Origin of the sequence: Candidatus Pseudomonas phytovorans (genome assembly GCA_029202525.1) — a bacterium.
Lineage (GTDB): Bacteria > Pseudomonadota > Gammaproteobacteria > Pseudomonadales > Pseudomonadaceae > Aquipseudomonas > Aquipseudomonas phytovorans.
This window is the reverse complement of record CP119325.1, coordinates 5,309,364-5,322,885: the sequence shown is the minus strand read 5'-3', so window position 1 is coordinate 5,322,885 and position 13,522 is coordinate 5,309,364. Positions and strand designations below refer to the sequence as shown.

The window sequence follows — 13,522 nt, the reverse complement described above, 5'->3', positions numbered from 1 at the left end:
CCTTACGAGGGCAACCACCTGGAGAACCTGCTTCATGTCCCAACCCATCGTCGTCGCGGCGCTGTACAAGTTCGTCACCCTGCAAGACTACGTCGAGCTGCGCGAGCCGCTGCTCAAGGCCATGCTCGACAATGACGTCAAAGGCACCCTGCTGCTGGCCCACGAAGGCATCAACGGCACCGTGTCGGCCACCCGCGAAGGCATCGACGGCCTGCTGGCCTGGCTGCGCAACGACCCGCGCCTGGTCGATGTCGACCATAAAGAGTCGTACTGTGACGAGCAGCCGTTCTACCGCACCAAGGTCAAGCTGAAAAAAGAGATCGTCACCCTCGGCGTGCCGGGCGTGGACCCGAACCAGGCGGTCGGCACCTATGTCGAGCCCAAGGACTGGAACGCGCTGATCAGCGACCCGGAAGTGCTGCTGATCGACACCCGCAACGACTATGAAGTGGCCATCGGCACTTTCAAGGGCGCGATGGACCCGAAAACCGAAACCTTCCGTGAGTTCCCGGAGTACATCAAGGCCAACTTCGACCCGAGCAAGCACAAGAAAGTGGCCATGTTCTGCACCGGCGGCATTCGTTGTGAAAAAGCCTCCAGCTACATGCTCGGTGAAGGCTTCGAGGCGGTCTATCATCTTAAGGGTGGCGTGCTGAAGTACTTCGAAGAAGTGCCTCAGGAAGAAAGCCTGTGGGACGGCGACTGCTTCGTCTTCGACAACCGCGTCACGGTGCGCCATGACCTGAGCGAAGGCGAGTACGACCAGTGCCACGCCTGCCGCCACCCGATCAATGCAGAGGAGCGCGCGTCCGAGCACTACTCGCCAGGTGTCAGCTGCCCACACTGCTGGGACACCCTGAGCGAGAAGACCCGGCGCAGCGCCATCGACCGGCAGAAGCAGATCGAGCTGGCCAAGGCCCGCAACCTGCCGCACCCGATCGGTTTCAACTACAAAGCCGAGGCTTGATGCATGTCTGCACGCCTGATCTATGTGATGGACCCGATGTGCTCCTGGTGCTGGGGTTTCGCGCCGGTAGCCGCCGCCCTGATCGCCCAGGCGCGTGAGGCGGGCGTTGCCACCCGTGTGGTGCCGGGCGGGCTGCGCACCGGCGGCAGCGCTCTGGACAGCTCTACCCGCAAGTACATCCTCGAACACTGGGAAGCGGTGGCCGAAGCTACCGGCCAGCCGTTTCGTTTTGACGGGGCCATGCCTGACGGCTTCGTCTACGACACCGAACCGGCCTGCCGCGCCCTGGTCACTGCCCGCGAGCTGGACGCCGAGCGCGTCTGGCCGCTGCTGGCGCTGATCCAGCGTTCGTTCTACGAGCAGGGCGTGGACGTGACCACGGCACCCCAGCTGGTCGAGCTGGCTTCACAGTGCGGTTTCGACCGCGCGGTGTTTGCCGAAACCTTCGCACGTGCCGATACCCGCGCCGCCACCGCTGCCGATTTCAGTTGGGCACAGGGCCTGGGTATCGCCGGTTTCCCGACCCTGCTGGCCGAGCGCAATGGCCAACTGGCCCTGCTGACCAACGGCTACCAGCCGCTGGAGCGCCTGCAACCCTTGCTCGGCCGCTGGCTGCAGCAGGCCGCCTGTGCTTGATGTGCCTGGGTCACCCGACCCGGTGCCGGGCAAGCCTCACACTGCGGGCGATCGACTGAGCTGGGCGGAAATCCGCCGCCTGGCCCTGCATCACAAGAAAAACCTCTGGTCCGCCAACCTCATCGCCGTGCTGGCGGCCTGCTGCAGCGTGCCTATCCCGTTGCTGTTGCCGCTGCTGGTGGATGAAGTGCTGCTTGGCCATGGCGATGCTGCGCTCAAGTGGATGAACCAGCTGCTGCCCGCCAACTGGCAAGTGGCAGCCGGCTATATCGGGCTGATGCTGGCGCTTACTTTGTGCCTGCGTGTGGCCGCCTTGGCCTTCAACGTGGTGCAGGCCAAGCTGTTCGCCGGTTTGGCCAAGGATATCGTCTACCGCCTGCGCATCCGCCTGATCGAGCGGCTCAAGCGCATATCGCTGAAGGAATACGAAAGCCTGGGCAGTGGCACGGTAACCACCCACCTGGTGACCGACCTGGACACTCTCGACAAGTTCGTTGGCGAAACCCTCAGCCGCTTCCTGGTGGCCATGCTGACCCTGACCGGCACAGCGGCGATCCTGATCTGGATGCATTGGCAACTGGCCTTGCTGATCTTGCTGTTCAACCCGCTGGTGATCTACTTCACCGTGCAGTTGGGCAAACGCGTCAAACACCTGAAAAAGCTTGAGAACGACAGCACCGCGCGTTTCACCCAGGCGCTGACGGAAACCCTCGATGCCATCCAGGAAATCCGTGCCAGCAACCGCCAGGGCTACTTCCTTGGCCGCTTGGGCCTGCGCGCCCGCGAAGTGCGTGACTATGCCGTGGATTCGCAGTGGAAGAGCGATGCCAGTGGCCGTGCCAGTGGCTTGCTGTTCCAGTTCGGCATCGATATCTTCCGCGCCGCTGCCATGCTGACCGTGCTGTTCTCCGACCTGTCGATCGGCCAGATGCTGGCCGTGTTCAGCTACCTGTGGTTCATGATCGGCCCGGTGGAGCAGCTGCTCAACCTGCAATATGCCTACTACGCTGCCGGCGGTGCGCTGAGCCGCCTGAACGAGCTGCTGGCGCGCGATGACGAGCCGCAGTACCCGGCTGCCAGCGACCCGTTCGCCGGCCGCGAGACGGTGGGTATCGAAGTGCGCGACTTGCGCTTTGCCTACGCCGACGAGCCGGTGCTGGAAAACCTTGACCTGTCCATTGCCCCGGGCGAAAAGGTGGCGATTGTCGGCGCCAGTGGCGGTGGCAAGAGCACGCTGGTGCAACTGCTGCTGGGCCTTTACAGCGCCCAGGCCGGGACCATTCGCTTTGGTGGTGCCAGCCTGCAGGAAGTCGGCCTGGAAACCCTGCGCGAAAACGTCGCGGTGGTGTTGCAGCACCCGTCGCTGTTCAACGATACCGTGCGCGCCAACCTGACCATGGGCCGCGACAGCAGCGACGACGCGTGCTGGCAGGCGCTGCGCATCGCCCAGCTGGATGCCACCATCGCAGCCTTGCCGCAGGGCCTGGACAGTGTGGTAGGGCGTTCCGGCGTGCGCTTGTCTGGCGGGCAGCGCCAGCGCCTGGCTATTGCCCGCATGGTGCTGGCCGAGCCGAAGGTGGTGATCCTCGACGAGGCGACCTCCGCCCTGGACGCCGCCACCGAGTACAACCTGCACCAGGCCCTGGCGCGCTTCCTCAGTGGCCGCACCACGCTGATCATCGCCCACCGCCTGTCGGCGGTTAAGCAGGCCGACCGGGTGTTGGTGTTCGACGGTGGGCATGTGGCCGAAGATGGCGACCACCAGCAGCTGATTGCCGAAGGCGGGTTGTACGCCAAGCTGTATGGGCACCTGCAACAAAGCTGATCTTTTCGCTGCCCAAATTCCCCGATCCCTTGTCATAAAAATCCCCTCCACAACGATGGCATATGGCCTACGCTGTGCTTGTCTGGGTCGATTTGCGCCTTATCTGCTCTGTGACAGGGATTCCATGAAGGGACATCGCACACTCGAAGCGCCGAAGCTGCTGGGTATCACCTGGCCTTTCATCGCCGTCGTGGTATTCCAGGTGGCGCTGGGCAGCCTCAGCCTTTATACGCTCTCGGCCGTGCGCGCCTATGTCGCGGGCGAAAGCCTATGGTCCAAGGCGCAGAAAGATGCCATCTACTACCTCACCCTATACGCCGAAACCAATGACGAACGCACCTACCAGCGTTATCGCCAGGCCATAACCGTTCCCCAGGGCGACCAGCGGGTACGTGAAGTGCTGGACAAGCCCAACCCTGACCTGGACGCCGCCCGTCAGGCCGTGCTGCAGGGTGGCAACCACCCCGACGATGTTGCAGGGATCATCTGGTTCTACCGCAACTTTCGCAGCATCAGTTACATGCAGACGGCCATCGACTACTGGAGCATTGGTGACGACTACCTGGCCAAGCTGAATGTGCTGGCTGATGAAATGCGCCAGCGTTTCAACGCGGGTTCGGTCGATGCGCAAACGGTCAGTGGCTGGAAGGCCCGCATCGTCGCCATCAACGAAGGGGTCACGCCTGCTGCCAAAGCGTTCAGCGATGCCTTGGGTGAAGGCTCGCGCATGCTGCTGCGGGTGCTGCTGATCACCAACCTGCTGACAGCGATGTTCCTCATTGCTATCGCCTGGCGCCGCTCCAGCAAGCTGCTGGCCCAGCGTCAGGCCTTTGCCAGCGCCCTGCAGGAAGAAAAAGAGCGGGCACAGACCACCTTGCAGGCCATTGGCGATGCGGTCATTACCACCGACGTGGATGGCTGCATCGGCTACATGAACCCCGCCGCCGAGCTACTGACCCACTGGCAGTCTGGCCAGGCCCAAGGCCTGCCGCTGTCGGCACTGTTCAGCCTGGTGGACGAACAGGCCGAGGAAGACGGCCGTAGCCTGGTTGAACAGGTGCTTGGCGGCAGCCTCAAGGGTGGTGCCGAGCATGCCCGCCTGATCCAGCGCCTGGACGGCAGCACCGTGTCGGTCAACCTGGTGGGTTCGCCGATCGTCAGTGACGGCCAGCTCAGCGGCATCGTGCTGGTGCTGCATGACATGACCCAGGAGCGGCAGTACATTGCCAACCTGTCCTGGCAGGCCACCCATGACGCCCTGACCGGTCTCGCCAACCGCCGTGAGTTCGAATACCGCCTGGAACAGGCGCTGAACGGCCTGGCGCGCCAGGCCGGGCGGCATTCGCTGATGTTCCTTGACCTTGACCAGTTCAAGCTGGTGAACGACACCTGCGGGCATGCCGCTGGCGACGAATTGCTGCGGCACATCTGCGCCGTGCTGCAATCCGGCCTGCGCGAAGGTGACACGCTGGCCCGGCTGGGTGGCGACGAGTTTGGCGTGTTGTTGGAAAGCTGCCCGCCTGACCAGGCCGAGCGCATTGCCGAGCAACTGCGCCAGATGGTGCAAAGCCTGCACTTTGTGTGGAAGGGGCGGCCGTTTGTCACCACGGTCAGTGTCGGCCTGGTGCACATGGCCCAAGCCCCCGGCACCCTGGAAACTTCGCTGCGCGCCGCCGACATGGCCTGCTACATGGCCAAGGAGAAGGGGCGCAACCGCGTGCAGGTGTACCACGCCGACGACAGCGAACTGTCCATGCGTTTTGGCGAAATGGCCTGGATCCAGCGTTTGCACGTGGCCCTGGAAGAAAACCGCTTCTGCCTGTACGCACAGGAAATAGCCCCGCTGAAAACCTTCGAAGGCCCGGGCCATATCGAAATCCTGCTGCGCCTGTACGACGAAGGCGGCCGCACCATCCTGCCCAGCAGCTTCATCCCGGCGGCCGAGCGCTACGGCCTGATGACTGCGCTGGACCGTTGGGTGGTGCGCAATGTATTCCAGGTAATCCGCCAGTGCCTGGACGAAGGGCGTGAAGGGCCGCTGTCGATCTGCGCCATCAACCTGTCGGGGTCGAGCATTGGCGATGACAAGTTCCTCGATTACCTGCAGCGGTTGTTTGTCGAATACGCCATACCGCCACGGATGATCTGTTTCGAAATCACCGAAACCAGCGCCATCGCCAACCTGGGCAGCGCCATCCGCTTCATCAACGAGTTGAAGGGGCTGGGTTGCCGCTTCTCGCTCGACGACTTCTGCGCCGGCATGTCGTCGTTCGCCTACCTCAAGCATTTGCCCGTGGATTACTTGAAGATCGACGGCAGTTTCGTCAAGGACATGCTCGACGACCCGATCAACCGGGCCATGGTCGAGGTCATCAATCACATCGGCCATGTCATGGGCAAGCGCACCATCGCCGAGTTTGTCGAAACACCCTTGATCGAGCAGGCCCTGCAGGAAATCGGCGTGGATTACGCCCAGGGCTACCTGATCGAACGCCCCCAGGTGTTTACCTGTGACAGTCTGCAGCGCCAACGGATCGCCGCCCGGCCTCTGTTGCAGCGGGCGCCTGGCACGTTTCGCTAGCGATAAATCACAAGGATCAAGGAGCTGAAAGTGATTGATGCATTCGTTCGTATCGGGCCTTTGATGGACCCCGCCAGCTATCCCCAATGGGCCCAGCAGTTGATTGATGACTGCCGTGAGAGCAAGCGCCGGGTAGTGGAGCATGAGTTCTACGGGCGCCTGCGCGACGGCCAGCTCAAGCAATCGACCATTCGTCAGTACCTTATCGGTGGCTGGCCGGTGGTTGAGCAATTCTCGCTGTACATGGCCCATAACCTGACCAAGACCCGCTATGGCCGCCATCAGGGCGAAGACATGGCGCGGCGCTGGCTGATGCGCAACATCCGTGTCGAGCTCAACCATGCCGACTACTGGGTGAACTGGTGTCAGGCCCATGGTGTGCACCTGCATGAAATGCAGGCCCAGGAAGTGCCGCCCGAGCTGAACGGCCTGAACGACTGGTGCTGGCGGGTGTGCGCCACCGAGAACCTGGCCATTTCCATGGCGGCGACCAACTACGCCATCGAGGGTGCAACCGGGGAGTGGTCGGCGGTGGTGTGCTCGACCGACACCTACGCCCAGGGGTTTCCTGAGGAAGGGCGTAAACGGGCGATGAAGTGGCTGAAAATGCATGCCCAGTATGACGATGCGCACCCGTGGGAGGCGCTGGAGATCATCTGCACCCTGGCCGGCGAGAACCCGAGCCTGGGCTTGCGTACCGAGCTGCGCAGGGCGATTTGCAAGAGTTACGACTGCATGTACCTGTTTCTGGAACGGTGCATGCAGCTGGAAGGGCGTCAGCAAGGCCGCTTGCGCCCGGCGTTGGCAGCGGGGTAAGGCCTTGGGGCTGCAAAGCAGCCCCGGCATTCTCAAGCCTTACTGGGCGTTGAGCGCCTGTCCGTTTACCGCCTTGCTGTCCGGCCCCATCAGGTACACATACACCGGCATGATCTCCTCCGGCAATGGGTTGGCCTGCGGGTTTTCGCTAGGGTAAGCCTGGGCCCGCATCGCCGTACGTGTTGCGCCCGGGTTGATGCTGTTGGAGCGCACCGGCGCCACGCCTTCCAGCTCGTCAGCCAGGGTCTGCATCAGGCCCTCGGTGGCGAACTTGGACACGCCATAGGCGCCCCAGTAGGCCCGGCCCTTGCGCCCGACGCTGCTGCTGGTGAACACCACAGAAGCGTCTTCCGAGAGCTTTAGCAGTGGCAACAGTGTGCTGGTGAGCATGAAGGTGGCATCAACGTTGACGTGCATCACGCGCATGAAGTTGTCGCCCGACAACTGTTCCAGCGGCGTGCGCGGGCCAATGATCGAGGCGTTGTTCAGCAGGCCGTCCAGGCGGCCGAACTGGTCTTCGATCATCACGGCCAACTCGTCGTACTGGTGGGGCAGGGCCGTTTCCAGGTTGAACGGGATGACCACCGGTTGCGGGTGCCCGGCGGCTTCGATCTGGTCGTAGACCTCGTTCAGGTTGGCTTCGGTCTTGCCCAGCAGCAGTACGGTGGCGCCCAGCGCAGCGTAAGCCTTGGCGGCAGCGGCACCAATGCCGCGGCCGGCGCCGGTAACCAGGATGACCCGGCCTTGCAGCAGGTCGGGGCGGGCGGTGTAGTCGAACATCAGATTTTTCCCTTGTTCATTGGGTAGCGCCTAACCCTGTGGGAGCGGGCGCGCCCGCGAACACCGGCAAAGCCGGTGCCATCCACCGCAGTGCCTGCTTCGCGGGCATGCCCGCTCCCACAGTGTCAGTCGTCAGCCGTTACAACTCAGCAGCCACACAGCGCGCTGTCGATAACCTTGCGCAGTTCCAGCGGGTGGTCCACCACCACGTCGGCGCCCCAGTTGTTGGGGTTGTCCTCTGGGTGAATATAGCCGTAGCGCACGGCTGCCGTACGGGTGCCGGCGTCGCGGCCAGACTCGATGTCGCGCAGGTCGTCGCCGACGAACAGCACGCTGGCCGGGTCCAGGTTCAGGGTTTTGCAGGCCAGGATCAGCGGCTCGGGGTCAGGCTTGCTGTTCTTCACGTGGTCCGGGCAGATCAGCAGTGCCGAGCGCTCGGCCAGGCCCAGCTGCTGCATGATCGGCTCGGCGAAGCGCACCGGCTTGTTGGTGACCACGCCCCACAGCAGGTTGCCTTTCTCGATGTCGGCCAGCAGCTCGGCCATGCCGTCGTACAGCTTGCTGTGCACCGCGCAGTCGCGCTGGTAGCGCTCAAGAAACTCCAGGCGCAGGGCCTCGAAGCCTTCGGCGTCCGGGTCCATGGCGAAGGTGGCGGCGACCATGGCGCGTGCGCCACCGGAAATCACGTCACGGATACGCTGGTCGTCGATGGCCGGCAGGCCGCGTTCGGCGAGCATGGCCTGGCAGATGGCGATGAAGTCCGGCGCCGTGTCGAGCAAGGTGCCGTCCATGTCGAAGAGTACTGCTCGCAAACGCATGCTTATTCCTCGCGCAGGGTCTGGATCATGTAGTTGACGTCGACGTCGCTGTTGAGCTTGTAGTGCTTGGTCAGCGGGTTGTAGGTGAGGCCGATGATGTCCTTCACCTGCAGGCCGGCGTCGCGGCTCCAGGCACCGAGCTCGGACGGGCGGATGAACTTCTTGAAGTCATGGGTGCCGCGCGGCAGCATCTTCAGGATGTACTCGGCGCCGACGATGGCCAGCATGTAGGCCTTCGGGTTGCGGTTGATGGTGGAGAAGAACACCTGGCCGCCCGGCTTGACCATACGGAAGCAGGCGCGAATCACCGAAGACGGGTCGGGCACGTGTTCGAGCATTTCCAGGCAGGTGACCACGTCGAACTGTTCAGGCATCTCTTCGGCCAGGGCTTCGGCGGTGATCTGCCGGTATTCCACCTCAACGCCAGATTCCAGCTGGTGCAGCCGGGCCACGGCAAGCGGTGCCTCGCCCATGTCGATACCGGTTACCGTGGCGCCGCGCAGGGCCATGGCTTCGCTGAGGATGCCGCCGCCGCAGCCTACGTCCAGCACTTTCTTGCCGGCCAGGCTGGCCCGCTCGTCGATCCAGTTGACGCGCAGCGGGTTGATTTCGTGCAGCGGCTTGAACTCGCTTTCGCGGTCCCACCAACGGTGGGCCAGCGCTTCGAACTTGGCGATTTCGGCGCGGTCGACGTTGCTCATTGAACAGTCCTCTGAAACTTCGCAAAATTGCGCCGGAGTATACCCGAGCGCTCGGCCCCCAGGGTCGCTATAATCGCCGGCTTTTGACATGCGAACGACGGGGAGAGGCGATGCGCGAGCGACTTTTGGCGGCGGAGAAGGTGACCGGGATCCGCTGGCAGGGCGGCATCTTGCACCTGCTCGACCAGCGCCTGCTGCCGTCGGAAGAACGCTGGCTGGCCTGCGACAATGTTGCGCAGGTAGCGGCGGCAATCCGCGATATGGCAGTGCGTGGCGCCTCGGCCATTGGCATTGCCGCGGCCTACGGCCTGGTGCTGGCCGTGGAGGAGCGGCTGGCCGAGGGTGGCGACTGGGAAATGGACCTTGAAGAAGACTTCCTCACCCTTGCCGAAGCGCGCCCCACCGCGGCCAACCTGTTCTGGGCGCTGAACCGCATGCGCGAGCGCCTGCTGCGCCTGCGCCCGGAAGAAGACGTGCTGGCAGCGCTGGAGGCCGAGGCGCTGGCCATTCACGAAAGTGACCGTGAAGCCAACCTGACCATGGCCCAGCAGGGCATCGAACTGATCCGTCGCCATCAGGGCAATGCCCAGACCCTGCTTACCTACGGCAACGCCGGCGCCCTGGCCAGCGGCGGCTTTGGCACTGCCCTGGGGGTGATCCGGGCCGGCTACCTGGAGGGTATGGTCGAGCGGGTGTACGCCGGTGAGACCCGTCCCTGGCTGCAGGGCTCGCGCCTGACTGGCTGGGAACTGGCCAACGAAGGTATCCCGGTAACCCTGTGCGCCGACTCGGCGCTGGCACACCTGATGAAGACCAAGGGCATTACCTGGGTGGTGGTGGGGGCGGACTGCATCGCTGCCAATGGCGATGTGGCCAGCAAGATCGGCACCTACCAGCTGGCGGTCAGTGCCATGCACCATGGTGTGCGTTTCATGGTGGTGGCGCCGAGCACCAGCATCGACCTGAACCTGGCCACGGGCGAGGATATCCCGCTGGAAGAGCGTGATGCCGATGAGTGGCTGGACTTTGGCGGGGCCCGGGTGGCACCGGGGGTCGAGGTGTTCAACCCGGTGTTCGACGTGACCCCGGCCGACCTGATCGATGTGATCGTGACCGAGCGTGGCATCGTGGAGCGGCCGGATACTGCCAAGCTGGCTCAACTCATCTGCCGCAAGCGCCTGCATTGATTATGTGCTGCCTGTACCGGCCTCTTCGCGGGACAAGCCCGCTCCCACAGGGATATCACAGACCCTAAGGGCAGTGATGGACCTGTGGGAGCGGGCTTGTCCCGCGAAGAGGCCGGTACAGGCAATAAAAAATCAAGATTCAAACCGGTCCGAGACCACCTGCCACATCTCCCCACCGCCCCCGCCTTTGTGATAACATCCGGCAGTTTCCAAGACCGCCCATCACGGCGGCCTTCATTGCGCAAGTCCATGGCACAACTCATTGATTTGTCGTAAGTCGTCGCACCCCTATGCGCTGCGGCGGCGAGCTTCGTTCGGCCCTTGATGGAGCTGCGAAGTTTCACCCGAAAAAAGGAATCAGGCTTCTCATGGGCGAACTGGCCAAAGAAATCCTCCCGGTCAATATCGAAGACGAACTGAGACAGTCTTACCTCGACTACGCGATGAGCGTGATTGTCGGGCGAGCGCTGCCCGATGCGCGTGACGGCTTGAAGCCCGTGCATCGTCGCGTTCTCTATGCGATGAGCGAGCTGGGTAACGACTGGAACAAGCCGTACAAGAAATCCGCCCGTGTGGTCGGTGACGTAATCGGTAAGTACCACCCGCACGGCGATACTGCGGTCTACGACACCATCGTGCGTATGGCCCAGCCGTTCTCGCTGCGCTATCTGCTGGTCGACGGCCAGGGCAACTTCGGTTCGGTCGACGGCGACAACGCCGCGGCCATGCGATACACCGAAGTGCGCATGACCAAGCTGGCGCACGAGCTGCTGGCCGACCTGCACAAAGAAACCGTCGACTGGGTGCCCAACTACGACGGCACCGAGCAGATCCCGGCGGTCATGCCGACCCGTATTCCCAACCTGCTGGTCAACGGTTCCAGCGGTATTGCCGTGGGCATGGCGACCAACATCCCGCCGCACAACCTCGGTGAAGTCATCGACGGCTGCCTGGCGCTGATCGACAACCCGGAAATCACCATCGATGAACTGATGCAGTTCATCCCGGGCCCCGACTTCCCGACTGCCGGCATCATCAACGGCCGTCAGGGCATCATCGAAGCCTATCGCACCGGCCGTGGCCGCATCTACATGCGCGCCCGCTCCGCAATCGAAGACATCGACAAGGTCGGCGGCCGTCAGCAGATCATCATCACCGAGCTGCCGTACCAGCTGAACAAGGCGCGTTTGATCGAGAAGATCGCCGAGCTGGTAAAAGAGAAGAAGATCGAAGGCATCACCGAGCTGCGTGACGAGTCCGACAAGGACGGCATGCGCATCGTCATCGAGCTGCGTCGCGGCGAGGTGCCGGAGGTGGTGCTCAACAACCTCTACCAGCAAACCCAGCTGCAGAGCGTGTTTGGCATCAACGTGGTCGCCCTGATCGATGGCCGTCCGCGCCTGCTCAACCTCAAGGACCTGCTCGAGGCGTTCGTCCGTCACCGCCGTGAAGTGGTGACCCGCCGTACCGTGTTCGAGCTGCGCAAGGCCCGCGAGCGTGGCCACATCCTTGAAGGCCAGGCGGTTGCGCTGTCCAACATCGACCCGGTCATCGCCCTGATCAAGGCTTCGCCGACCCCGTCCGAGGCCAAGGAAGCTCTGGTTTCCATGCCGTGGGAATCCAGTGCCGTGCAGGTCATGGTCGAGCGCGCCGGCGCCGACTCCTGCCGCCCTGAAGACCTGCCGGAGCAGTATGGCCTGCACGACGGCAAGTATTTCCTGTCGCCGGAACAGGCCCAGGCCATTCTCGACCTGCGCCTGCACCGCCTGACCGGCCTGGAGCACGAGAAGCTGCTGGCCGAGTACCAGGAAATCCTTGAGCAGATCGGCGAACTGATCCGCATCCTCAGCAGCGCCGAGCGCCTGATGGAAGTGATCCGCGAAGAGCTGGAAGCCATTCGTGCCGAATACGGTGATGTGCGCCGTACCGAAATCCTCAATGCCAGCCACGACCTCAACTACGGCGATATGATCCCGGAAGAAGAGCGCGTGGTGACCATTTCCCACGGTGGTTATGCCAAGACCCAGCCATTGTCCGCTTACCAGGCCCAGCGCCGTGGCGGCAAAGGCAAGTCGGCGACCGGCGTGAAGGACGAGGACTACATCGAGCACCTGTTGGTTGCCAACAGCCATGCCACCCTGTTGCTGTTCTCCAGCAAGGGCAAGGTGTACTGGAAGAAAACCTACGAAATCCCTGAAGCGTCCCGCGCTGCCCGTGGTCGCCCGCTGGTCAACCTGCTGCCGCTGGAGGAGGGTGAGCGCATCACCGCCATGCTGCAGGTCGACCTCGAAGCGCTGCAGCAGAACGCCGACCTCGACGAAGAGCTGGAAGACGCTGATGACACCGTGCTCGAGGGTGAGCTGGTAGAGGCCGAAGAAGTCGACGAAGAAGACGGCGACACCGCAGAGTGGGTGGCAGAGCCTACTGGCGCTTACATCTTCATGGCTACTGCTTCCGGTACCGTCAAGAAGACCCCGCTGGTGCAGTTCGCCCGCCCGCGCACCAACGGCCTGATCGCCCTGAAGCTGAAGGAAGGTGACACCTTGATTGCGGCCGCCATCACTGACGGCGCCAAAGAAGTCATGATGTTCTCCGACGCCGGCAAGGTCATCCGCTTCGCCGAGAGCGTGGTGCGTGAAATGGGCCGTACCGCCCGTGGCGTGCGTGGCATGAAGCTGGGCAAAGGTCAGCAGATCATCTCGATGCTGATTCCGGAGTCCGGCGCACAGATCCTCACCGCCTCCGAGCGTGGCTTCGGCAAGCGCACCCCGCTGTCCAAGTTCCCGCGTCGCGGCCGTGGTGGCCAGGGCGTTATTGCCATGGGCACCAAAGGGCGCAACGGCCTGCTGATCGGCGCTATCCAGGTGCAGGAAGGCGAGGAGATCATGCTGATTTCCGACCAGGGTACGCTGGTGCGCACCCGGGTTGGCGAGGTGTCCAGCCTGAGCCGTAACACCCAGGGTGTTACGCTGATCAAGCTGGCGGCTGACGAGACACTGGTGGGCCTGGAGCGTATCCAGGAGCCGTCCGAGGACGAACTCGATGATGTGATCGAGACGGACGAGGAGGGCGTCGAGGCTGAAGCGCCAGACAACGATGAAGCTGCTGGAGCCGAAGAGGCCCCGCAGGAGTAAGCAAGTGTAAAACCCGAACGGGGCGACCAAGGTCGCCCCGTTTGACCGATTAGACCTGGCCTTTGGGGCCGCTGCGC

10 protein-coding genes are annotated in these 13,522 nt (G+C 63.2%); 7 read left to right on the top strand and 3 right to left on the bottom strand.

All coding sequences use genetic code 11. The features are described 5' to 3' along the window. Positions 1-34 precede the first annotated feature (34 nt). The 5 genes from P0Y58_23430 (at position 35) to P0Y58_23410 (ending at position 6,825) form a co-directional block, all read left to right on the top strand. On the top strand, positions 35-967 hold the full coding sequence (locus P0Y58_23430; protein WEK29807.1) for a rhodanese-related sulfurtransferase: 933 nt from the start codon (positions 35-37) through the stop codon (positions 965-967). 3 nt (positions 968-970) lie between these two features. After that, positions 971-1,603, top strand: coding sequence for a DsbA family protein (locus P0Y58_23425; protein WEK29806.1), 633 nt, complete (start codon positions 971-973; stop codon positions 1,601-1,603). Further along, positions 1,596-3,428, top strand: a complete 1,833-nt coding sequence (locus tag P0Y58_23420; GenBank protein ID WEK29805.1) for an ABC transporter ATP-binding protein — start codon at positions 1,596-1,598, stop codon at positions 3,426-3,428. The genes P0Y58_23425 and P0Y58_23420 overlap by 8 nt, the downstream gene beginning before the upstream one ends. Positions 3,429-3,552: 124 nt before the next feature. Further along, positions 3,553-6,009, top strand: a complete 2,457-nt coding sequence (locus P0Y58_23415) for an EAL domain-containing protein (protein ID WEK29804.1) — start codon at positions 3,553-3,555, stop codon at positions 6,007-6,009. Between the two features lie 30 nt (positions 6,010-6,039). Next, entirely contained in the window at positions 6,040-6,825 is a 786-nt protein-coding gene (locus tag P0Y58_23410; protein ID WEK29803.1) for an iron-containing redox enzyme family protein, read from the top strand. A 39-nt stretch (positions 6,826-6,864) separates the two neighbouring features. Here P0Y58_23410 and P0Y58_23405 read toward each other — a convergent pair whose 3' ends face one another. The 3 genes from P0Y58_23405 to ubiG form a co-directional block, all read right to left on the bottom strand. After that, positions 6,865-7,605, bottom strand: coding sequence for a YciK family oxidoreductase (locus P0Y58_23405; protein WEK29802.1), 741 nt, complete (start codon positions 7,603-7,605; stop codon positions 6,865-6,867). 146 nt (positions 7,606-7,751) lie between these two features. Further along, the gene (gene mupP, locus P0Y58_23400) at positions 7,752-8,423 is read right to left on the bottom strand and encodes an N-acetylmuramic acid 6-phosphate phosphatase MupP (protein WEK29801.1); all 672 of its coding nucleotides are present in this window, start codon (positions 8,421-8,423) and stop codon (positions 7,752-7,754) included. Positions 8,424-8,425: 2 nt separating this feature from the next. Beyond that, positions 8,426-9,124 (bottom strand): bifunctional 2-polyprenyl-6-hydroxyphenol methylase/3-demethylubiquinol 3-O-methyltransferase UbiG, encoded by a 699-nt coding sequence (gene ubiG, locus P0Y58_23395; protein WEK29800.1) that lies wholly within the window; start codon positions 9,122-9,124, stop codon positions 8,426-8,428. Between the two features lie 110 nt (positions 9,125-9,234). Here ubiG and mtnA point away from each other — a divergent pair, with 110 nt between their 5' ends. Together mtnA and gyrA are read left to right on the top strand one after the other, a co-directional pair. Then, positions 9,235-10,311: an S-methyl-5-thioribose-1-phosphate isomerase gene (mtnA, locus tag P0Y58_23390; protein WEK29799.1), complete on the top strand. Its 1,077-nt coding sequence runs from the start codon at positions 9,235-9,237 to the stop codon at positions 10,309-10,311. Between the two features lie 368 nt (positions 10,312-10,679). Continuing rightward, positions 10,680-13,445 (top strand): DNA gyrase subunit A, encoded by a 2,766-nt coding sequence (gyrA, locus tag P0Y58_23385; GenBank protein ID WEK29798.1) that lies wholly within the window; start codon positions 10,680-10,682, stop codon positions 13,443-13,445. Positions 13,446-13,522 lie beyond the last annotated feature (77 nt).